The 23195-nt window shown below is 42.7% G+C and carries 17 protein-coding genes; 10 read left to right on the top strand and 7 right to left on the bottom strand.

The window, feature by feature from the left end; genetic code table 11:
- The first annotated feature begins 150 nt into the window (after window positions 1–150).
- The 3 genes from H1A14_RS21005 (at window position 151) to H1A14_RS20995 (ending at window position 5689) form a co-directional block, all read left to right on the top strand.
- Window positions 151–2505, top strand: a complete 2355-nt coding sequence (locus H1A14_RS21005; protein WP_194778275.1) for a TonB-dependent receptor — start codon at window positions 151–153, stop codon at window positions 2503–2505.
- 4 nt (window positions 2506–2509) lie between these two features.
- Window positions 2510–3433 carry a DUF4249 domain-containing protein gene (locus H1A14_RS21000; RefSeq protein WP_194778274.1) on the top strand — a complete coding sequence of 308 codons (924 nt, stop codon included), beginning with the start codon at window positions 2510–2512 and terminating at the stop codon, window positions 3431–3433.
- A 243-nt stretch (window positions 3434–3676) separates the two neighbouring features.
- Window positions 3677–5689 (top strand): alpha-amylase family glycosyl hydrolase, encoded by a 2013-nt coding sequence (locus tag H1A14_RS20995; RefSeq protein WP_194778273.1) that lies wholly within the window; start codon window positions 3677–3679, stop codon window positions 5687–5689.
- Between the two features lie 176 nt (window positions 5690–5865).
- Here the strand turns inward: H1A14_RS20995 and H1A14_RS20990 are convergent, their stop codons facing one another.
- The gene (locus tag H1A14_RS20990) at window positions 5866–7311 is read right to left on the bottom strand and encodes a M48 family metalloprotease (protein ID WP_194778272.1); all 1446 of its coding nucleotides are present in this window, start codon (window positions 7309–7311) and stop codon (window positions 5866–5868) included.
- 341 nt (window positions 7312–7652) lie between these two features.
- Here H1A14_RS20990 and H1A14_RS20985 point away from each other — a divergent pair, with 341 nt between their 5' ends.
- Window positions 7653–9929: an FdhF/YdeP family oxidoreductase gene (locus tag H1A14_RS20985; RefSeq protein WP_194778271.1), complete on the top strand. Its 2277-nt coding sequence runs from the start codon at window positions 7653–7655 to the stop codon at window positions 9927–9929.
- Window positions 9926–10777: a formate dehydrogenase accessory sulfurtransferase FdhD gene (gene fdhD, locus H1A14_RS20980; protein ID WP_194778270.1), complete on the top strand. Its 852-nt coding sequence runs from the start codon at window positions 9926–9928 to the stop codon at window positions 10775–10777. Before H1A14_RS20985 ends, fdhD begins: the two co-directional genes overlap by 4 nt.
- Window positions 10778–10801: 24 nt before the next feature.
- Here fdhD and uxaC read toward each other — a convergent pair whose 3' ends face one another.
- Entirely contained in the window at window positions 10802–12202 is a 1401-nt protein-coding gene (gene uxaC / locus H1A14_RS20975) for a glucuronate isomerase (RefSeq protein ID WP_194778269.1), read from the bottom strand.
- Window positions 12203–12422: 220 nt separating this feature from the next.
- On the opposite strand from uxaC, the gene H1A14_RS20970 reads away from it, so the two are divergent.
- Entirely contained in the window at window positions 12423–13439 is a 1017-nt protein-coding gene (locus tag H1A14_RS20970; RefSeq protein WP_194778268.1) for a LacI family DNA-binding transcriptional regulator, read from the top strand.
- A gap of 60 nt (window positions 13440–13499) precedes the next feature.
- Here the strand turns inward: H1A14_RS20970 and H1A14_RS20965 are convergent, their stop codons facing one another.
- On the bottom strand, window positions 13500–14852 hold the full coding sequence (locus H1A14_RS20965; RefSeq protein ID WP_194778267.1) for a Gfo/Idh/MocA family protein: 1353 nt from the start codon (window positions 14850–14852) through the stop codon (window positions 13500–13502).
- A 44-nt stretch (window positions 14853–14896) separates the two neighbouring features.
- Window positions 14897–16285, bottom strand: coding sequence for a 3-keto-disaccharide hydrolase (locus H1A14_RS20960; RefSeq protein WP_194778266.1), 1389 nt, complete (start codon window positions 16283–16285; stop codon window positions 14897–14899).
- Window positions 16286–16653: 368 nt separating this feature from the next.
- Here H1A14_RS20960 and hemA point away from each other — a divergent pair, with 368 nt between their 5' ends.
- From hemA to H1A14_RS20945, 3 genes are all read left to right on the top strand, one after another.
- The gene (hemA, locus tag H1A14_RS20955) at window positions 16654–17898 is read left to right on the top strand and encodes a glutamyl-tRNA reductase (RefSeq protein WP_194778265.1); all 1245 of its coding nucleotides are present in this window, start codon (window positions 16654–16656) and stop codon (window positions 17896–17898) included.
- Between the two features lie 251 nt (window positions 17899–18149).
- Window positions 18150–18740 (top strand): TetR/AcrR family transcriptional regulator, encoded by a 591-nt coding sequence (locus tag H1A14_RS20950; RefSeq protein ID WP_194778264.1) that lies wholly within the window; start codon window positions 18150–18152, stop codon window positions 18738–18740.
- 49 nt (window positions 18741–18789) lie between these two features.
- Window positions 18790–19677: an alpha/beta fold hydrolase gene (locus H1A14_RS20945; protein ID WP_194778263.1), complete on the top strand. Its 888-nt coding sequence runs from the start codon at window positions 18790–18792 to the stop codon at window positions 19675–19677.
- A 211-nt stretch (window positions 19678–19888) separates the two neighbouring features.
- Here H1A14_RS20945 and H1A14_RS20940 read toward each other — a convergent pair whose 3' ends face one another.
- Window positions 19889–20533, bottom strand: a complete 645-nt coding sequence (locus tag H1A14_RS20940; protein ID WP_194778262.1) for an ROK family protein — start codon at window positions 20531–20533, stop codon at window positions 19889–19891.
- 167 nt (window positions 20534–20700) lie between these two features.
- Between H1A14_RS20940 and H1A14_RS20935 the strand changes: the two genes are divergently transcribed.
- Window positions 20701–21495, top strand: a complete 795-nt coding sequence (locus H1A14_RS20935; protein WP_194778261.1) for an SDR family NAD(P)-dependent oxidoreductase — start codon at window positions 20701–20703, stop codon at window positions 21493–21495.
- A gap of 10 nt (window positions 21496–21505) precedes the next feature.
- Here the strand turns inward: H1A14_RS20935 and H1A14_RS20930 are convergent, their stop codons facing one another.
- Both H1A14_RS20930 and H1A14_RS20925 read right to left on the bottom strand, forming a co-directional pair.
- Window positions 21506–22363, bottom strand: coding sequence for an SDR family NAD(P)-dependent oxidoreductase (locus H1A14_RS20930; protein WP_194778260.1), 858 nt, complete (start codon window positions 22361–22363; stop codon window positions 21506–21508).
- Window positions 22364–22466: 103 nt separating this feature from the next.
- Window positions 22467–23039, bottom strand: coding sequence for a hypothetical protein (locus H1A14_RS20925; protein ID WP_194778259.1), 573 nt, complete (start codon window positions 23037–23039; stop codon window positions 22467–22469).
- Window positions 23040–23195: the final 156 nt, after the last annotated feature.

Here is a 23195-nt window from a genome sequence, read left to right as displayed (position 1 = left end):
CAGTGTGCTTACTGAATATACCACTAGGCAAATAGTAGGAAGTATTTTATTATTTAGAATTAACAATTATTTAGTTCAATAATTAAAATCTTAAAGAAATAATTATTTACTTTCGTTCCATAATCGGTCCTAAACAACAGTATTTTTCCAATGAAAAAAATCATTTTTTCGCTCTCGTTGGTTTTGTTTTTTCAAGCCACTTTTGCGCAGAGAGTAACCATCAATGGTACGGTCAAGGATAGGGAAAACGGTGAAACCCTGATAGGAGTGAACATCTTTGACAAAGTTTCCCAAAAAGGATCGGTCACAAACAATTATGGTTTTTTCAGCTACACCACCCAAAGTGGAGAGGTTGACCTGGTTTTTTCCTTTGTGGGTTATCAATCTTTTGTGTTTAAAACCTTCTTGGAAAAAGACACCACTCTGACGGTAGAATTATCCTCAGATTTTCAGTTGGAGGAATTCGTCTTGGAGGAAAGTAGGGGTGAAAACATAATGGAAAGCACCCAAATGGGGAGCATCAATGTTCCTTTAAGGCAAATCAAAGACCTGCCGGCACTTTTGGGGGAGGTCGATGTTTTCAAAATCCTTCAACTGTTGCCAGGGGTACAATCCGGTTCGGAAGGTGGAAGTGGACTTTACGTACGGGGTGGAGGGCCAGATCAGAACCTGGTTTTGCTGGACGGTGTACCGGTGTACAACGCCACGCATTTGTTCGGATTCTTTTCCGTTTTCAATGCGGATGCCATCAACAACGTGGAACTGATCAAAGGAGGATTTCCTGCAAGATATGGAGGCAGGCTTTCCTCGGTGATTGACATCAACATGAAGGAGGGCAACATGAAGAAGTTTGAAGGGGAGGGATCGGTTGGATTGATCGCCTCGAAGTTCACTTTGGAAGGTCCAATTGTCAAGGACAAGACCTCATTTTTGGTCTCAGGCAGGAGAACCTACCTGGACCTTATTACCCGGCCCATTATTCGAAATCAATCTGGCGGTAATGATGATGTGGGGTATTTCTTTTACGATTTAAACGCCAAGGTCAACCATATCTTTGATAAAAACAACAGACTATATTTGAGCTACTATGGAGGAAATGACATTGCATATTCCCGTTTTCTTTACCAAGGAACCAGGAACGGCGAACCTTACAACAGCAATGAAAAGGCTGGATTGGGGTGGGGCAATCAAATAGGAGCCATCCGCTGGAACCATGTGTTCAATAAGAAGCTATTCGCCAATTTTACAGGAACCTACACCCGGTACAATTTTAACCTTTTTGCCGAATTCTTGGATACATGGGCCGAAAGTGGGGTTCCGAAAGAAGAATTTTTTACAGGCAGATATGACTCTGGTATCAGAGATTATGCTTACAAAGCGGATTTTGACTTTATTCCTAATACCGACCATTATATCAGATTTGGTGGCATGCACATCTTCCATAGATTTACTCCAGGAGTATATGTTTCAAGGGAAACCGGCTTGGGGGAAACCAAACTTGGCACGGATCCGGAAAACAGCCAGGAATATGCATTTTACGTAGAGGATGACGTCAATGTGACAGAGCGAATCAAAGTAAATGCAGGGCTTCATTTTTCAGGTTTTTTGACGGGAAGTAAACATTATACCTCTCTACAGCCAAGAATTTCTGCGAGATATTTACTGGATGAAAAATCTTCGGTCAAAGCTTCTTACGTTCAAATGGCTCAGTTTATCCACCTGCTCACCAATGCTGGTCTGGGACTTCCCACCGATTTGTGGGTTCCTTCCACAGAAACCATCGCACCTCAGGAATCCTGGCAAGCAAGCATGGGCTATTTTAGGGGGATCGGAATGGGATTGGAATTCAGTGTAGAAGCGTATTACAAAGGAATGCAGGGGCTGATTGAGTACCAAGATGGTGCGTCTTATTTGAATATTGAAGAAAACTGGCAGAATAAGGTGGTTTCGGGAGAAGGACGAAGTTATGGAGTGGAACTGCTGCTCCAAAAGAAACTGGGGAAAACGACAGGATGGGTAGGTTACACCTGGTCAAAGACTGAAAGGAGATTTGATGAGGTCAATTTTGGGGAATGGTTTCCTTTCAGGTATGACCGAAGGCATGATGTCAGCATCACGGCAGTCCATAAAATCTCGGACAAAATAGACCTTTCAGGAGTGTGGGTGTTTGGTTCAGGTAATTTTATCTCTGTACCCACTCAGGCTTACAACCATTATGATGCGGTTAGTGATGAATTTTATCGAAGATATATGTATCTGGAACATTATGAATCGAGGAATAATTTTCAGATGAGAAGCTACCATAGATTGGATGTAGGGATCAACTTCAACAAAAAGAAAAGTTGGGGAGAGCGCACCTGGAACGTGTCAGTCTACAATGTTTACAACAGGCAAAATCCCTTCTATATGGATATTGCTTACAACTATGCCCAGCAAAGAAACATGCTGGCACAATACAGTCTTTTTCCGGTAATCCCTTCTGTATCTTATAGATTTAAATTTTAAAAACATGAAAAGAACTGTTTATTTCTTATGGTTTGCAGCCTTTACGTTTTTTTCCTGCGAGCAATTTTTGGAAATCGAATTAGGGGATCAAGAGATCAAAATGGTCATGTATTCCTCACTTACACCAGGAGATACCATAAAAGTATATCTCTCAGAAAGCCAGAGTATTTTGGCAGATAGGAGGGAAATGACTTTAATAAAAAATGCAACAGTTTATCTGGCCGATAGAAGTGGCCATACCATCTCATTGGAGTATATGGAAAGAAGCCACCCCTTTCAGGAAGAACATGGATATTATTGGACGACAGATTTTGATATCCAAGAAAATGAAGAAATCAAGCTGACGGCTGAACATCCCTTGTATCCTTCGGTGGAGTCATTCGTAACCATACCTGAAAAAGTGATGATAACTGAAGTTGAGGCGATCCCGATGGGGAGTGTTCAAAATTTCGGAGAAAATGAAATGGTAGAATTCAGAATTGAATTTGATGACCTGCCCGGAAACAATTACTATGTCATCAATGGATATGCAACAGGTACATATTGGTATTATACCTCAGATACAGACTCCGCTCAAGCTTTTTACAATATGGAACTCTATCTAGATCCCATCAATTCTGCATTTAAGCCTGAATTCATGTATCGCTCGGGGTTGTTTATCAATGATGCTTTGTTGCCTGACGGACAAGTAACCATTGTAGCTAAAGCAAATCTACCCAAAAACATAGATTTTAATATCGATATTGAACTTGCCCATGTTTCCGAGTCTTACTTCAATTATTTTTTGACAGGAGATCTTCAGCTTTCAACTGGTGGAGATCCATTGGCCCAGCCGGTTCAGGTGTATAACAATATCAACAATGGATTTGGGGTATTCAAAGCCAAAAACCCTGATGTTTTTACCTTGGAGGTATTCATTAAAGAATAGGAAACTGTTTTCAATTTGACCTTAATTCAACATAAGTACTTGGTTGGTTTTTCCTTTTTGCCTGTCAACGAGTGGATCAATGGCCAAGGTTCACTTTGTGACTTTTAAGTAAGATGTCCCCACTCAATTTTTTTGATACTTATTTCTTAATTTCCAAAATGTTTTAAGAAGCTATCCGTCAAAATAGATTGTCCCTTTCCCAATTCTTGCTAAATTGGTATCTGAACATAAACCTTATTTTTTGTGAAGCCAGTCAAAAAATTAGCCATCGTCAAAGAAGATTCCTGGTTGGAGCCTTACAATGAGGAAATTCATGCCAGATATGAACGTTTTAAAGCTGCTTTGGCAGAAATAGAAGAAGTAGAGGGGAGCTTGAAGTACTTCGCGGAAGGTCATTTGTATTATGGGGTCAATTTCCACCCTGTTCGAAATGGATGGGTGTACCGGGAGTGGGCACCTGAAGCGGACCAGTTGTTTTTGACCGGGGATTTCAATGGTTGGAGTCGTGACAGTCACAAACTTAAGAAAGACAAAAGAGGAGATTGGGAGATTTTTTTGCCTTACGAAGACTATAAGGCCAGCTTTGTCCATGGCAGCAAAATCAAAGTACATATCCATGCCAAAAACGGGGCCATAGACCGCATTCCTGCCTACATCACCCGGGTGATTCAAGACCCCGAAAGCCATGATTTTGCCGGTCAGCTCTGGTTTCCGGAAAAGGCTTTTGAATGGACAGATCAAAAATTCAAGCCTGGAAAATCCCATGAGCAGCTTTTTATCTATGAATGCCATGTGGGAATGGCGCAGGAAAAATTAGGAGTCGGTACTTATTTGGAATTTGCCGAAGAAGTACTACCCAGAATCCATAGAGGGGGCTATAACGCCATTCAGCTGATGGCGGTCATGGAACATCCCTACTATGGGTCTTTTGGATACCATGTATCGAATTTTTTCTGTTCCTCTTCAAGGTTCGGAACTCCGGAGGATCTCAAATACCTGGTCAACAAAGCCCATGAAATGGGCATCATGGTCATCATGGACATCGTGCATTCCCATGCGGTCAAGAACCTGCTTGAAGGCTTGAATGAATTTGATGGGTCCGAGGATCAGTATTTCCATGCAGGCGGTAGGGGATACCATGAGTTGTGGGATTCCAAGCTATTTAATTATGGGAAATGGGAGGTTAAGAAATTCCTGCTTTCCAATGTAAGGTACTGGCTGGAAGAGTTCCATTTTGACGGCTACCGGTTTGATGGGGTGACTTCCATGTTGTATTTCCACCATGGCCTGACTGATTTTGACCATGGGGACAAATATTTTTTGGAAGGAGTAGACTGGGATGCGGTCACCTATTTACAGTTGGCCAATACCTTGATCCATCAGATGAAGCCCAAAGCGGTATCCATTGCGGAAGAAGTCAGCGGCATGCCAGGGCTTTGCAGGAAGCCCGAAGAAGGAGGCATCGGATTTGACTACCGTCTCGGCATGGGTATACCTGATTTTTGGATCAAAACCCTGAAGCACAAGCCGGATGAACATTGGGATCTTTTTGACATGTGGCATGAAATGACCAACCGGCCTAAAACGGAAAAGACCATCGCTTATGCAGAATCCCATGATCAGGCACTGGTAGGAGACAAGTCGATCGCTTTTTGGTTGATGGACAAAGAGATGTATTTCAACATGCAGGTGGAGGACCAAAACCTTGTGGTGGACAGGGGGATAGCCCTGCATAAAATGATCCGCTTGTTTACGATCAGCCTGGGCGGGGAAGGCTATCTCAATTTTATTGGCAATGAATTTGGCCATCCGGAATGGGTGGATTTTCCACGGGAGGGAAATGACTGGAGTTACCAGTATGCCAGAAGGCAATGGTCACTGGTAGATAATAAAAAACTGCGCTATCAATACCTGGACAACTGGGACAAGGCGATGATCAAAACGATCAAAGAACATGAAGTGATGCTGGATTCCAATACCCAACAGATCCATTTGGATCCTGAAAACAAGACGATCGTTTTCACCCGGGGAGGCCTTATATTTTTGTTTAACTTCAGTATCGCTACTTCAATATTCGGTTTTACATTTCAATCCCATAAAGCGGGGTCATTCAGGATCATCCTAAATTCGGAACGCAAACAATTCGGCGGTTTTGACCGGGTGGATGACAGCATCACGTATCCAACCGATGAAGACCAAAACATCAAAGTCTATTTGCCCAACAGAACGGCTTTGGTGATGCGTTGGGAGGGATAAATTGATTGCTAATTTTTTATCTGGCTCAAATGACAATCTCACCTTATATGATTAATTCTGCTTTAAAGTGATAATAATAGATATTAGGTGGATATTGGGATATTGCTAATACTAAATCCTGAAATTAATTTCATTTAGGTGTGCGGAAGGCACTTAACAACCTGATAGTCATTTTATTATTTACCTACTACTTTGATCAAAGTACCGCTTTCGAGTGGGTCATCAAGCAACATTCCGTTTAACAAAGCCAATTCTTCAAACCGCTGCTCGGGCATATTGAAATGCTTTAGAGCTTCCTGAAGTTTCATGGCTCTGGGAATGGTTTTGATCCTGACCACATCGGGTTTTCGGTTGAGTTTTTCAGCCTCCGTTAATTCCTTGAAGGCTCTTATGGTTGTCATGAAAGTGTTTTGGTGAACCGCGAACTTAGAAAGCTCCGAGATACCCATCAGGTTATACATGTTACCTCCATAGGAGATGAGTGCGGCTACTACGCGGATGGTTCCGTTTTCCTGTTTCTGATCGGCCACAAGCAAATGTGCCGGAAGTCCATTGATGGTTTCTGCCTTAGATTCTACGGCTTCTAATTTGTATTGAGTGAGGAGGGATTCGGCCGCCTCTTTCGGTGATGCTCCATTGGCTAGACTGAGTATCATCGCCGCATCCCCTGATTTTGGTGCCATCTGAACTTGTTGAGGGCTGTTTTGGACGTTCCAATCCTGAGGGATTGGGTAGAAGAATTTTAAAACAGGATGGTAAAAGAAATTATTCTCTACAAAACCCTGCTTCGGATCTTCCCCTAGAATCAAACCGTCAATCAATTGGAGGTAACTGGATCGATTGATTTCTGGATCGGAAAGGTTAAGCTTCTGTTTCCACTCCTCGGCCAACTCAGCCACCTTAACATTTCTTTCTTCCGGAGAGGGGTGGGTGGATAAAAAGTCAGGTATACTCTCACCACCTGCTGCCTGTTGCTGTCTTTCCAGCGTTTGGAAAAAGCCAGCCATTTCTTTGGCATCATAGCCAACTTTGGAAGAGTATTCTACCCCTAATTTATCCGATTGTCTTTCGGCATCCCGCCCAAAGCCCAAAAGGGCAACCTGAACACCCTGCGATAGGGGTTCTATAAATTCCCCAAGTTCCGGGATCAGGATGACTCCGGCGATGACACCTAACTGACTCAGCATGGCATTTCTTTGTTGGATGACAGAGTGTCGTGCAGTGATGTGACCGATCTCGTGGCCCAACACCCCTGCAAACTCTGCCTCATTGTTGAAATGCGCCATGATACCTCGTGTAAAATACACAAATCCTCCGGGTACGGCAAAGGCATTGATGACAGGTGAGTCTACGATTTTAAATTCATAGGCCAAGTTGGGTCTATGGGAAATGGCGGCCATTTCCAGCCCTTTTTCCGTGATAAATTGCTGGAGTTCAGGGTCTTCATACAAACCAAAAAATGCGACGATTTCTGGATCTGACTGTTTGCCCATACTGATTTCTTGGGCTTCTGACATCAAAACAAGCTGCCGCTTTCCTGTCACAGGGTTCCTGGCACAGCCTATCAATCCCAACAGAAAGAAGGCTGTCAACCATACGAATAGGGATTGGGTTGTTTTCATAATAGATCGACTTGATGGTTAGTGCTAATGTGCTAATTGGCAGTACTTTGTATTTACTGATTTAAAAAATACATTAAATTGAATGATTTTAAACCAGTCTTAGAAGAACTTCAATGAGTATATATTTTCCTGACACAATTTTGTATCCAAATCTTGGATACATGAAAAATTTACAACTTTTAAGGAAAATGATGTAATGAAACCATTAAAGGCATTTCTAGTTGGCAGGAAATCCACTGATTTCTTCAGAAAAGGACCAAACTACAGCAAAAGATTGAAATTTTTGACCTAGAATTGATAAAGAACAAATTGCATGGTAATTTCAGCATAAAGCCAAAGTTTTGAAAGAGGAAAAAAAAGTCAAATTGAGTAAGCTCCAAGATTCATCGGTTGGCTTTCCTGCCATTCGATCCGTTGGATATTACATTTGGGAGGAAACTTACGTGGGGAGAGGAGTAAAGACACTGTTCAAACTGAATCAGCCTGACGGTTTCGACTGTCCAAGTTGTGCCTGGCCGGATCCGGATGCAGACAAGGTCAGTGGCATAGCCGAATATTGTGAGAATGGCGCCAAATCTGTGGCTTGGGAGGCGACCAAAAACAAAGTTGGGGAGGATTTTTTCAAAAAATACCCATTGGCCGAGTTACTTCAACAATCTGACCATTGGTTGGAAAAACAAGGTAGATTGATTCAGCCCATGATCCTCAGAGAAGGATCCACGCACTATGAGACCATAGAATGGAAGGAAGCTTTTGCTATCATCGCAAGTCAATTGAATGGTTTGAGTCATCCGGATGATGCGGTATTTTACACTTCAGGCAGAGCAAGCAATGAAGCAGCCTTTTTGTACCAAACTTTTGTGCGACAATTCGGTACCAATAACCTGCCGGACTGTTCCAACATGTGTCATGAAGCCAGCGGAAAGGCCTTGAGGGAGACCTTAGGAATAGGAAAGGCTTCTGTGACTTTAGATGATATCGCAGATGCCGATGTTTTAATCAATATCGGTCAAAATGCCGGAACCAATTCTCCCAGAATGTTAACCGCTTTACAACAACTGAAAAAGAACGGCGGAAAGATCATTGCGGTCAATCCCTTACCGGAAGCGGGATTCATGCACTTTCGCCATCCTCAAAAGCCCTGGGAATGGATCGGACAACCCACCCAATTGCAGGATCTTTATCTTTCAGTCAAGATCAATGGTGACCTTGCTTTGCTGAAGGCCATCATGTGGCTTTTGATCAAGGAAGACAAGCAAAGTGGTGGGCAAGTCTTTGATCATTCCTTTATTGAAAGTCAGACGGTTGGTTTTGAGGACTTTGTAAAAAACCTCAAGCAGTACAAGATCGAAGAACTGGTACAGGCTTCCGGAATTTCTTTGGATCAATTAGAGCAGGTCGTGGCTATGATTAAGAGTAAATCCAAAATCATCATAGCCTGGGCTATGGGGGTCACCCAACATAGAAATGCAGAAAGCACCATTAGGGAGATTGTCAACCTTCTTTTACTGAAAGGAGCAATTGGAAAAAGGGGAGCAGGGACGCTGCCTGTAAGGGGCCATAGCAATGTGCAAGGGGACCGGACCATGGGTATTTGGGAAAAAATGCCAGATGCTTTCTTGGACAGGATGGAGCGTGTATTTGATTTTCAAGCGCCTAGAAACCAAGGTTATGGAACGGTGGATGCCATCAAAGCCATGGCGGGAAACAAAGTTAAATTTTTCATGGGCCTTGGAGGGAACTTTGCCTTGGCTGCTCCAGATACGGATATGGTTTTCAAAGGACTTGGCAATTGCGATATGACTGTTCATATTTCCACTAAATTGAACCGCAGCCATCTTGTACATGGTAAGACTGCTTTGATTCTTCCCTGTCTGGGTAGGACGGAATCGGATCTAACGGCAAAGGGACCGCAATTTGTCAGTACGGAAGACACTGCTGGAAGAGTGAGGATGTCAATGGGGGATTTGCCTCCGGCTTCCGAGGCATTGAAAAGTGAGGTAGGGATTATTTGTGGTATCGCCAAAGCGACATTAAAGCACCGATCAAGCACCGATTGGCAGGCATTTGCCCAGGATTATGACCTGGTCAGAGACAAAATTGAACAGGTGATCGATGGGTTTGAAAGTTACAACCAAAGGGTGAGGAAAGCTGGGGGATTTTACCTGCCCAATTGCAACAGGGAAGGAAAATTTGACACCTCGGACAAAAAAGCCCATTTTACTTCCAATCCTTTACCGGAAAACACGATTCACCAAGACCATTTTATCCTGATGACCATTCGGAGCCATGATCAGTTCAATACCAGCATTTATGGTTTCAATGACCGCTACCGAGGGATCAATCAGAGTAGAGAAGTGGTGTTGATGCACGAGGAGGACATGAAGAAATTAGGAATTGAGCCTGAGGAAAGGGTTGACCTCACCAGCATTTTCAATCAGGAAAAGCGGGTGTTGAAACATTTACAGGCGGTGCCTTATCCGATCACCAGGGGCTGTGTAGGGGTTTATTTTCCTGAAGGGAATGTGTTGGTCGCCATTGACAACAAGTCCCCCGAATCCCATTGCCCTGCTTCCAAATTTGTAGAGGTTTCCATCCAAAAAGCACAGAAAACATGAAAACTATTGCGCCTGTAGCAAAAGCAAAGATCATCAGATGGCAGCAGGGGAATGCTCAGGAAGTTTCAGATTTGTTGGCTCTGGAGGCACCCTTACAGGTAAGGCTTCAGTTTGGTGAGGGAGCAGACTGGCAAGAAATGGAGTTGGCGACAACGATGCGCACCCCCGGCCATGATATGGATTGGGCTTATGGCTTTTTATTTTCGGAAGGCATCATAAAGCAAAAAGAAGATGTCCTGTTGATGCGGTATTGTAAGCGGGTAAAACCGGAGGAAGAAGGCAATGTTTTAATCGTGAAATTATCTCCTTTAGTCAGCCTTGACCTCTCCAGTTTGAAGCGAAATTTTTTTATGAATTCCAGCTGCGGGATCTGTGGCAAGGCAGCGATACAGTCGGTAACCTGTGACAAAATACCCATTCAGGAAGATGGGTCTAGGGTTAGCTTAAAAATGCTTGTTGACATGCAAGATCAAATGGCTATGGAACAAACTATTTTTAAATATACCGGCGGAATCCATGGAGCCGCATTGTTTGGAAGAGATGGGAAGTTGTTGTTTTTGAGGGAAGATATCGGCCGGCATAATGCCCTCGATAAGGTGATTGGTGCTGCACTGCAAATGAAAAGTTCTATAATGAATAACAGTATCTTGCTTCTCAGTGGCAGGATAAGTTTTGAACTGATCCAAAAAGCAGCGGTTGCCAAAATTCCCATTGTTGTGGCAGTGGGGGCACCCTCAAGTTTGGCCATTGATTTGGCTGAGGAAAAGGGCATTACAGCAATAGGTTTTTTAAAATCCAAAAGCTTTAATGTCTACAGCTATCCTGAACGAGTTGATTTTAATATATAGTACTGAAAAACAGATTTATGTATATCAGAATAGAAAGTAATTTTTGGCATTATGATAGGAGATATCCGCTATAATTTGACCGATCCATTTCTCATCTGCCGGCAATTCTCCGTTTGCCACATCCTTTCCAAAGAGATTACAAAGAATGCGGCGGAAATACTCATGTCTGGGAAAGGAGAGGAAAGATCTGGAATCAGTCAGCATGCCTACAAAACAACTGACCAAGCCCATGTTGGATAAAGCATTGAGTTGTTTTTCCATGCCGTCTTTCTGATCCAAAAACCACCATCCCGATCCAAATTGAATTTTACCCTTGACAGACCCATCATTGAAATTACCAACCATGGTGGATATGACTTCATTGTCCCTTGGATTGATGTTGTACAAGATGGTTTGACTCAACTGATCCTCACGGTCCAGTTCATCCAAAAAACGTGACAAGGCCGCTGCCTGACCGAAATCCCCAATGGAGTCAAAACCGGTATCGGGGCCCAAAGCCTTTAACATCCTGCTGTTGTTGTTTCTCAGGGCTCCCAGATGAAACTGCTGTGTCCAGCCTTTGGCATGATACAATTTACACAGTTCAAGAAGTAAGCTGTATTTGAAATAGTGAAGGTCCTCTTTGTTCGGGGCATTTCCTTTCAAGACCTCTTTTAGAATGGCATCTGGTGAATTGGGATGTTGGCTAAAGTGATACAATTGCTCCAAACCATGGTCTGACATGCGGCAGCCATGAAAATGGAAATAGTCAATCCTTTTGCTCAAAGCCTCTACAAGTTGGTCAAAATTTGTAATGTCCAGAGAAGCCATTTCTCCAAGCTTTTTCAGATATTCTCGATAACTGCTTGGGTTTTCTAATGCATAGGCCTTATCCGGCCTGAATGCAGGAAAAAGCCCCATGGCATTATTTTCCTTTTTAAATTCAATATGGGACTGAAGGTCATCGACGGGATCATCCGTCGTGCATACGGTTTCCACCTTCATTTTGGCCAAAAGATGACGGGTGCTAAACTCTTGGCTATTTGTCAATTCTGAAGTTTGCTCATAAATTGCTCTGGCATTTTGAGGTGCCAAAAGATCGGCGATGCCAAAATAGCGTTTTAACTCCGTGTGAGTCCAATGGAAGAGGGGGTTCCTCATGGTGTAGGGGACTGTTTCTGCCCAGGCCTCGAATTTTTCCCAATCAGAGCCTGAGCCTGTGATGAATTGCTCCTGAATGCCAAGGGTCCGCATTGCTCTCCATTTGTAATGGTCACCATGAAGCCAGATTTCTGTGATATTCTTGAAGATTCGGTCTTTTTGGATGTCATGAGGAGACAGATGGCAATGGTAATCAATGATGGGTTGATCCTTGGCATAGTCATGATAGAGCTTTTTGGCAAAATCATTTTCCAACAAAAAATCCTCGTCCATAAATTTTTTCATCTTGGGCTGTGCTAATTGAAATGCGCTTTGACTAATAAACTTTAAACTACTTAAAAAGCCCTGTTTTTTTAATCCTAAAAGGAAATTTAATCATGCAATCGATTCCGATTTCGTTTTGGTAACGCACGCTTTTATTCAATTCTGTAACCATATTTAGAAAGGAACTTGATATATTTAACTGGATTAGCCTGATATTTGGCTTTAAATATAGTTGCCCATCATGCCTGAAATCAATATAAAGTATCTTGCTAAACAACTGAATTTAGCTCCATCCACCGTATCACGGGCTTTGAACGATTCATACGAAATCAGTGAAAAAACCAAGGTGAGGGTATTGGCATTGGCCAAGGAATTGAATTACCATCCGAATCCGTATGCAAGGAGCTTGAGGGACCACAAGAGCTATACAATTGCAGTAATCATTCCCGAACGTATCAACAATTTTTTTGCACAGGTGATCGACGGCATAGAGAAAGTCACCAGACAACATGGCTATCATTTGTTGGTGTACAATACCCATGAGGAGCTTGATATAGAACGAAAAATCCTTTCTTTCTTGCTTAATGGTAGGGTAGATGCCATCGTCATGTCCGTATCCAGCCAAACCAGCAAAATCGACCACCTCCTTCAATTATACCAGAAAAAGTTGCCGGTGATTTTCTTTGACCGCATTTGCGATGAATTTCCTACTACCAAATTTATCACCAATGATTATCAAAGCGGGTATGATGGGACCAAACATCTGATTCAGAAAGGCTGTCAAAGATTGGTTTTCCTAACCCTTTCAAAGGACCTTTCCATCAGTAAAGAAAGACTCCGGGGCTTTAAAGTGGCCTTGAAAGATTATGGAATGGAGTTTTCACCCAACCAAGTCATTGTCTGCATGCAGGAGGAAGATGAAAATATCAAGCTGATTGGCGACTTGTTAGGGTCTGAAGACAGACCTGACGGCATCTTGGCTTCGGTGGAAAAACTGGCTGTAGCTATCTACAAGGCAGTGAGAAATACCTCCTTAAAGATCCCCCAAGATCTTAAGTTGATCAGCTTTTCCAATATGAAAATAGCAGATATCCTTGACCCACCATTATCGACCATCTCTCAGCCAGCCATGGAGATCGGGATAGCCTGTGCGGATTTATTGATGAAAAAACTGACCAAAAAAGATCATCCCGAATTCGAAGACCGGATCATCATGATACCCTCAAAAATAACCATCAGAAGATCTTCCGGAGAATAAAAAAACCCAGCCATTTTTTGACCGGGTTTTACTCGTGTGTATGGGCATTGAGTTGGATTTTTAAATTTTGGGTTCCCAACCTTTTTCATATTCCCTTGACCAAAAGGATTTGGCTTTTGCACTGTTAAGAATATGGCCATTGGATGGATCACATTTGAAGTTTTCTTCTGCACGGTAGGCTATGTTGGCCAAATGGCACAATAGCGTGCTTTTTGCCCCCTCATCAATCGGTGAATTCTGAGTGGCCTTGCCTCTGATCGCTTCAAAGAAATTAATGACATGTCCGGTACTGGTATCCCCTCCACCACCCAGGTTGGTGCTGCCTTCGATGCTCCCAGACTTTACTTCTTTTATTTTTGCGCCGTTTCTATCAAACAATTCATATTTTCCCCGGTCCACATACACACTTCCTTCTGTACCAAAGATCAAAGTGCCACGGTCTGAGCCATAAGTTTTATAATTGTTTCTGCTTTTTCCATCCCATTGGATGGTTTTGTTTTCATCAAATTTGAAGGTAGCCAGCATGGTATCATACATGGTCCAACCATCTTCGATGTAGTGATATTTTCCCGCATCTACCAAGACCTCATTTGGAAAATCTGTTTGAAGTGCCCAACGAGCCACATCCAGTTCGTGAGTGGCATTGTTACCGGTCTCCGCCGTACCATAATCCCAACCGTACCAGTGCCAGTTGTAATCCCAAGTGTCATGCATGTATTTTTTACGGGGTGCAGGGCCTTGAAAAAGCTCCCAATCCAGGCCATCCGGTGCTGAGGCTTCCTTGGCAACAGGCACTTCTCCCCGGGCATTGGTATAAAATGCGGTGGCCAAATAGGCATTGCCGATTACTCCGTCATGGATTTGTTTGATGATGTCTATCGTATGGTCAGAAGACCTTTGCTGATTACCCATCTGAACGACTTTGCCGTACTTTTTTTGAAATTCAACCAAGAGCTCTCCTTCCTTTGGATTATGGCTGCAGGGCTTTTCTACATAGACATGTTTGCCGTTTTCTAAAGCCAGCCAAGTGCCTGGTGCATGCCAATGGTCCGGAGTGGCATTGATAATGGCATCCACTTGCCTGTCTTCAAATACTTTTAAGCAGTTGTTTTCCAGTTTGGGCTGATAATCGATGTGTTTGGAAAAATTTACTGCTGCTTTTTCCCTTTGGGATTTCATGGGATCACAGAGGTAAACCAAGTTGACATTGCTGCTTTTTAGGGCAATGGGTTCGTAAAATGCACCCAACCTTCTTCCAAGCCCGAGGATGGCCACATTTAATCGATCATTGGCTCCCAATATGTTGCCATAGCTTTTGGCCGAAAAACCTACGGCCCCCATGGTGGAGAGGCTGGCGGTGGCCAAGGCGGTTTTTTTGATAAAGCTTCTTCTGGGATTATTGGGTTTTTGCATATCCGTTGATGTAAGTTTCAGGTTGTTAGTCAAAAATTACAGAATTAAGGTAAGGGTTTGATCTTGATGTTTTTGAAATGCACTTCATCTCCATGGTCCTGTAACAGGATATGGCCTTCCTCTGCCTCACCAAAATCCTCCCAAATGTTGTATTTGCTATTTGCTACCAGTGCTCTGTATTCTTCCGATCCCCTGGTATAGCTCAATACTTTTTTTCCATTTAGAAAATGTGTGACTTGATTATCCGGCGTTACAAGGACTCGCCCTTTGTTCCATTCCCCAATAGGTCGGAGAAAACGGCTTTCTTTTTCAGCCCTAATGAGATCATAAAGGGAAGCCAAAGTCCTGTTTCCATCCCTTCCCATTTTGGCATCGGGATGTTTCTCATCATCCAAAATCTGGTATTCAAGCCCAATCGCAGACCCTGTATTGCCTTCACTGAGGGTTACAAAATATTTGACCCCGCTATTGGCACCTTCTGTCATCTTGAAATCAAAGGCCAGGTCAAACGCCTTGAACTTTTCAATGGTGACGATATCACCAAAATTTGTGGATTCGCCCCCGTCAGCACCCTCGATGATCAAGGTGCCATCTCGGACATGCCAACCCTCCTCAGGGAAGTTTTCTTTGTAGGCCCCTTTCCAGCCTGTGGAGCTTTGGCCGTCAAATAACAACTTCCAACCATTTTCCTTTTCGTATTCCGTCAGCGTATTCAAACCCGTGTTGACCACAAACACATCTCCTTCAAATGATTTGGGATCCAAATCTTCGGTTTTGATCCTTACATTCCTAAAATAGGTTTTGTTTCCTTCATCTTCAGGTTTGTTGATGCTGTGGACCTGAAGGCCGATGAAACCACGGGCATCCATGTTGTCCACCACATAAGCGACTTCCTTTCCATTGATCCAAGACTTGATTTCATTGCCTATGGCTTCAATGCGGTATTGGTTCCATTCTCCCATTTTGAAGGCATCCTTTGCGTCAGGGTTCAATTCCAGAGGATAAAGCCAACCGCGCCTGGCCTCGTCGTACAATCCACCTGACCATGCCCGATCGGTAGGATCGGCCTCTATTTGATAGCCATATACCAACCCCTGACCATTTCGGCCTTCGGGGTCGTACAATCCACGCGCCATCACGCCGGAGTTGCTTGAAAGGTCTTCGATTTTTAGGTCCAATTCCAAAATAAAATCTCCGAATTCCTCTTCGGTGATCAAAAAAGTATTGGGTGTATTTGCTTTGGCATAGCCGATGATGACACCATCTTCCACTTCAAACGGCGCTTCTCCACCTACTGCTTTCCAGCCGCTTAAGCTTTCTCCATCAAAAAGGTTTCTCCAGCCATCCTCCTGTTGGATTTCTGAGGGGTTACAGGCAAAAAAAGTGAAAGCCAACAAAGAAATGAGGAGGGTGATGTTTCGTTTCAGATTCATAATTCAGGTTTATCGTTAGAGATTAAGTCATTAAATTTCACTAATTGGCCCCGCATTCCAACGCATTCCAACGGAATTTTACGCAAACGATTTCGATTTAATGGCCATAAGTGGGGTATTTGATACCTCTAGGGTTTTCTCCAATCTTATTTGAATACCACTAGTTTTTGATAATGGTTAAGGCAAAAAATTTGATAAAATTCAATTATAGTGCTATCAATTTTTTCTTCCAAGTTGATTTGGGATTGGAAACCAAGGCTTGGTAAAATCAAATTAGACATTTTCTAAATAGCATTTTTCTTTGTTTCCCTAAATCCAACAGGACATTGGTCTGCGTAAATCAAAACACAAACGAAAAACGCCAAACCATGCCGCAGTTTATCATTTTCAGCTTATCCCATCAAAGGGCATCAATCCAAAAACGGGAATCTTTTTCATTTACGAAGGAAGAAATCACCATTTTTTCGAAGCTGATCAAAAGCAGGTTGGGGGAGATGGAGTGTTTGATTTTATCCACCTGTAACCGAACAGAAATTTTGACCCATATGGAACAGACTCAGGTAGCATTGTTTTTTAAAGTTTTGGCTGAATTCAAACAACAGCCGCTGTCCCAAACTAAAAGTGCGTTTGAAGTTTACTTGGATGAAGAAAAGGCCATGCTATACTTTGGGGAAGTTTCAGCTGGTTTACAGTCACAGATCTTGGGAGATGCGCAGATTTTAAATCAATTGAAGCAAGCCTACCACCATGCCACGGCACAGGGTCTGGTCAGTACTTACATTCATCGTTTGATCCATTCCTTATTTGCTGCCAATAAAAAAATAGCCAACCAGACCAATTTCAAAAGCGGAATTAGTTCAGTTTCATTTGCCGCTGTGGACATGGCCAGCGAATATTTAGAAATGATTAAAGACCCCAAAATCTGCCTGGTAGGATTTGGTGAAATGGGCAGGAATGTCTGCAAGCATTTGCTTTCCAAAGGTTATCGCAATATCTGCATCCTCAACAGGTCCAGAGAGAAAGTGGAGCAGTTTGCTTTACAGCATGGACAAGGTATCACTTTTTTACCTGTTTCATCAGTGGTAAATCACTTGTCACACTTTGATGTCATCATTGCTGCTCCAAGTGTGGATGGCTATTTAATCAAACCAGATTGCTTCCTTGAACCTGTAGCCAATTTCAAGCTTTTAATCGATATCTCGCTGCCTCGTTCCATAGATCCAAAAGTGGATCAGATCAAAGGAATCATCAGGCTTGATATCGATGATATCAGGCAGGTTACGGATACCACCATGGCCCAGAAGGAAGCCAGTATAGAGGCCGTTAAAATCATACTAAAAGAACATCTATCGGATTTCCAAAGCTGGATGGTGCAATACAAAAAGCTCGGCATCATCAAAGAGCTGAAGTCATACCTTCACAAATCCAAATCCGAAGAAATAGCAAGATTAAAGAAGCAAAATGACATCGAATCTGCGCTCCACCAGGAAGCCAGCATGGAGGCCATGATCCAAAAAGTGATCAAAAGATCAGTGGTGGCCCTTAAATCCGCTAGAAATGAGCAGGAACGGATGGTTTATGTGAATTTGATTTCTGAGATGTTTTTGAATTGAGTTTAATGTTTTTTCTTGTTTTCTTTCACAATGTTCAATGCTTAAAATTTCTACTAATTACATTTTCTACAACCGCTCTAACCTTTTACTACCATAGGATAACCAGTTTTCTCTACTTGGAGCTTTGAGCTTATCCCCAGTTTTTCTATTCACTGTTTTTCTGTTTGCCCTACCATTCGGCTTGCACCTTCAAGCTTTGAGCCAACCTTAAAAACATTTGGAAATTAAGATACCAATCGGTATCTTTACACATGCGCAATTCTGAAGCCACTAAAGAAAAAATACTTACCGTCTCGGCATCCCTTTTTAATGTGCAGGGATTCAAGGCCACTTCTTTGAGTGACATAACAGAGGCCACCGGATTGACCAAAGGAGCCATTTACAGACACTTTCGGGACAAAGAAGCATTGGAAAGCAGTACCTATGAATTTATTTCCCATTTGATCTTTGAAAAATTGGGAAGGGTAGTCAAAAGCAGGGAAACCGCTCCTGAAAAATTGGAGGTGCTTTGTGATTTTTTCGTCTCTTACATCAATGATCCCTTGATCAAAGGGGGTTGCCCTATCCTCAACGCGGGGGTAGAAGCCGATGATACCATGCCTGAAATGAATTTGAGGGTCAATCAATTGCTGAATCAGATGCAAGCAGCCCTTGAAAACATCATCCTCAAAGGAATTAAGTATAATCAGATCAAGGAAGATACAGATCCGGTGCGCTTCGCTACCATTTTCTTGGCCAATATGGAAGGTGCCATCCTGATGAGTAAGATTAGAAAAACCAATACCGATATCCTAATGGTCACCGATCACCTTAAACAACAGATTAAAAGTATCCAAACCTAAAAAAATTTATTCAATATGATACCGATTGGTATCTTAAATAAAAAAAACCATGAAAAATCTAATCTATCGCAGCCTAGGGATTTACCTGAACACCTTGACGAGGATTGCTCCCAAAAAAGGGGGAGAGGTGGGGTTTAGGTTATTTTGCAAACCCCAAAAAACCAAAATGAAGGCACATCATAAAGCCTTTTTAAAAACCGCAAGACAAGAGGTTTTGGATTTTAATGGTACACCCATAAAAATCTACTTATGGGGAAAGGGTTCCAAAAAGGTTCTTTTTGTCCATGGCTGGCAAAGTCACAGCTACCGCTGGAAAAAATATGTTAACAGTCTGTCAGAATCAGATTTTACCTTGATCGCTTTTGATGCCCCAGGTCATGGAAAAAGTGGGGGAGACCAATTTACGGTACCATTGAATGCCTTTTTGATTTCACAGCTAGCCAAAAAATATGGGGGATTTGACACCGTGGTGGCCCATTCAATAGGTAGCATTTCGGTCCTGTATGCATTGAACTACTATAACATCACCAATATCGGAAAAGTAATCTCCATGGCCTCTCCAAGCAGGGCGGAAGAATTTTTCGCCTTTTACATTCAAGCCCTAAGACTAAAAGAACCTACCGTCGCGCAGATCAAAAATGAATTTCAGAGACAGATAAGACATGAACTGGAAGACATCAGCCTGTCAACCTACGCAAGAAAAATAAACGTGGAAGGTTTGATCATCCATGACAAAAGAGATCCGGAGACGCCATTTGAGAATGCGTTGGAACTGCTGGATAGCTGGGGAAATGCTACCCTTTTTGAAACCCAGGGCTTGGGCCATAATCTCCGGTCAATTGTTGTAGTCAACTTGGTCAAGGATTTTATTTTGGGAAAGCCACTTGATGAAACCAGATATCCCAACTTGACCAAAAAAGAATTGATGCTTCAGTAGGCTAAAAAAGTTATTAGAAAACAGAGATTAAAGATCAGGAATTGGAGAACAGAGAGAGAACAACAGAGATCAGTTATCAATTCTCCGTTTTTTTAAAAACCATTAACCTACAACCTTTTAACTTTTACAAATTTTACCATCCCGTTCTCAGAGCCCGGTACTTCCCTTCTTTAGGAAAACAGGTGTCCTCTGAAAGCTAACCCAAATGTTTTTACCCCCACATCCTAAATCCGCCTTCATAGGCCAACTTATTCGTGCCTAGCCGACAGCCATGGGGAATTTCTGTAAGTAATTTGGATTTACCGCCACCTAGTACAATGTCGTCTGGCAGAAATGCGGCGGAAAATCTACCCACAACCGAAAAAACATGCTTTTGCCATTCTTCCTGCCCCATTCTTTCCAAGCCCCTAAGGCCGAGGTAATCCTCAAAAGTGCCTAACTTGTAAGAAAGGTGCGCCAATTCCATAGGCACTACTGTCCCATGGGCCACGATGGCGGAACCCAACCCAGTGCCCAATCCCAAAAACAGCAGCACCCCTTCGCGATAAGATCCTAAGGCCTGCATGGATGCATCATTCATCAGTTTGATTGGTTTTTTGAAGGCTGCTTCAAAATCATAGGAAAGCCAGCCATCTCCCAGGTTTTTGGGTTCTGTCATGATTTTTCCTTGCTTGATCACGCCAGGAAAGCCGATGGAGATCACCTCATACTCCCAGTCGCAGGTGTTTTCCAAAACTTCCTCAACCATTTGTTCTGGCGTCAAAAGACCACCGGATGGGATTTTCCTACGCTCTTCCTCATTGTTTGTTTTGACTTTTACGTTGGTTCCTCCGATGTCAATGACGAGTATTTTCAATGTTTTCCTGATTTTGTAGTGTTAAAAATTTCCTTGCGCCTACAAATTAAACCTGTTTTGGCCAATCAAAAAACAATTGATGCTGAAATACCTCCTATTTCCTGAATTTTGCTTACAGTTCGTTTTGGCTGATGGATTTTCCTCTCATATTGTTAATTTTATAAAACATGGCCAACAAACAATATACCCTGATTACAGGAGCCAGTATGGGGATAGGCAAAGCTTTTGCCTTTGAATGTGCCGCTAGGGGACAGGACATACTTTTGGTGGCCCTGCCTGAAGCTCTTTTGAAAACCACCCAACAACAGATCAAAGCAAGATATCCTGTTGAAGTCAATATTTATGGTACTGACCTGACCCAACCCACAGCCATCGAGGACCTGTACCAACACTGCATCCAAAATAATTTCTACATCCACATCCTGATCAATAACGTAGGCATGGGGATGGGTGGCAGGTTTGAAAACATTTCCCCTGAGATCTACCGCACGATGCTTAACCTCAATACCCAGGTCATGACCATGATGACCTATTATTTTTTACCCATGTTAAAAACTTCTCCTAAAGCTTATATCCTGAATATGAGCAGCATGGAAGCCACTTTGCCTTTGCCGTACAAAAGCGTTTATACCGGCACCAAAAACTACATTTATGCCTTTTCCCTTGCCTTAAGGGAAGAATTGGCTACCATGGGAATTCAAGTTGCGGTGCTTTGTCCAGGACCTGTCCTGACCAATGAGGAGGGCCTCAAGCGGATGAGCGCCCATGGCAAACGGGCCAAATGGGTCATGCTGATGCCCGAAGAGGTGGCCAAAATAGGCATCGATAACCTGATGAAAGGGAAGGGGGTCATCGTCCCAGGAAAGATCAACTGGACCATCGTCAAATTGATGAAGCTTTTTCCAACTTCTGTTAAAATGAAACTTTTGGAAAGGATTTTCCGGGTGTATGAAAGCCACTAGGTATTTTTGACTATGGTTCAAAATAATTTGTAATGCCACACATGTCCATACTTAGCTCCCACAACCTGGCAGCATCCTTCCGGTTTTCTGTTTTTTTGGAAGGAGTTTTGGGTGCACATTTATCCCAGTACTTGCCGCTAATGCCCCGTACATTTAGCGAACTGGCCAGAAAAACGGATGTTTCGGCTCCTTTTTCAGGAGAAATTCCCCCTAACCTGCGAAGTTTCCACATCAGGCCATGAAAAGAAATGGTATGCTTTAAACCGATATCTGTCTTGACCAAACCAGGTTGTACTGCATAGCTAGAAATGGGTAGGTTTCTTTTTCTTCTATCAAACTCTTGTGTAAAAAGTACATTGGCCAACTTGGATTGAGCGTAGGCCCGTAGTCCGTGGTAGTTTTTGGAAAGATTGGGATCTTCAAAATGGATCTTCCCATGAAAATGAGCATCAGAACTCACCGTGATTACTCTGGCATCCGGCGCATTTCGCAAGGCAGGCAAGAGCAGATGGGTCAACAAAAACGGGGCAAGGTGGTTGATTGCCCATTGTCTTTCAAATCCCTCTTCTGTAAGTCCCAAATCTGAAAACCAACTCCCCGCATTGTTGATCAGCACATCGATCTTTGAATGTTGATGTAAAATCCTCTTAGCCGCTTCCTTGATTGCTTTCTGGGAAGAAAGATCTGCCATGACCTGTGCAGTACGGGCTTGAGGATGGCTAGTTTTAATTCTGGCCTCAGCTTGTCTTGCCTTTTCTTCCGTTCTACACCAAAGAAGCACCTTGGCTCCTTGAGCACAAAGGTTTTTGGCTGTTTCAAAACCAATCCCCGAATTGGCCCCTGTAATCAAGCAGATCTTATCCTTCATACCACAATTTCAAAAATAAATAGCTTCTGGTCAAGCAGTGACAAGCAGTGACAAGGGGGGGGCAGGAACATATTTCGGGATCAATACAACTTTTTGGTTTTGGTCAATTCATTACGATGGTTTCATTTTTAAGTTCATTGGCAATGCCCTTGGCCAAAGAAGGCATATAGAAGAAATTCGATAGCCTGTAGCCATAGGAAAGCCATAGCGGTTGACCGGTATGTTTGTCCAAAAGATAAATCTGGAAATAGCGGGACAAATTTTCTCCAACAAACTCCTCTTTCTTAAAAGTAACCAATAAGACATACGGAGTCTCTACAGTATCCAATCCGCTTTTGAATTCCTCAAAGGTATAGTCCTTATGGGTTTGGAATACCAGTTCATATGGGTAAACCTGTGCAGAGGTCAATTCATTGGAAATTGCCTCATGCAACTTTTGCCTGGTATTTTGGTTGGGAAAATCATTGAATCGACCTCTTAACAGTTGATCATAGCTGTCTTCCGTCAACTGATACAAATCCTCCGGCATTTCTGCATACAACAATAGGAAATTGTCAATTGGTTTTTCGAAGGGACTGAAGGTTTTCTTGTTGAATGCTGAAGGGGTGTAAATGGTACAGGACAACAATAACAAAATCAAAAATACGGAGATCAAAACAGGAGAATATTTGCTCATATAGATGGATTTTAAACTAAAATTAATACGGCTAAATTGAACCCTAGGTTTGAAGAAGATTCTATTCCTTGTTCCAAATTTTAATTAAGTCAAAGAGTTATGTCCTGTGTTTGGGTAAAAAGCTTGGAAGGAGCGGTGAGGTTTTTGGGTACTCAT

The organism is Pararhodonellum marinum (assembly GCF_015354735.1).
Classification (GTDB): domain Bacteria; phylum Bacteroidota; class Bacteroidia; order Cytophagales; family Cyclobacteriaceae; genus Pararhodonellum; species Pararhodonellum marinum.
This window is presented reverse-complemented; position numbering and strand designations above follow the sequence as displayed.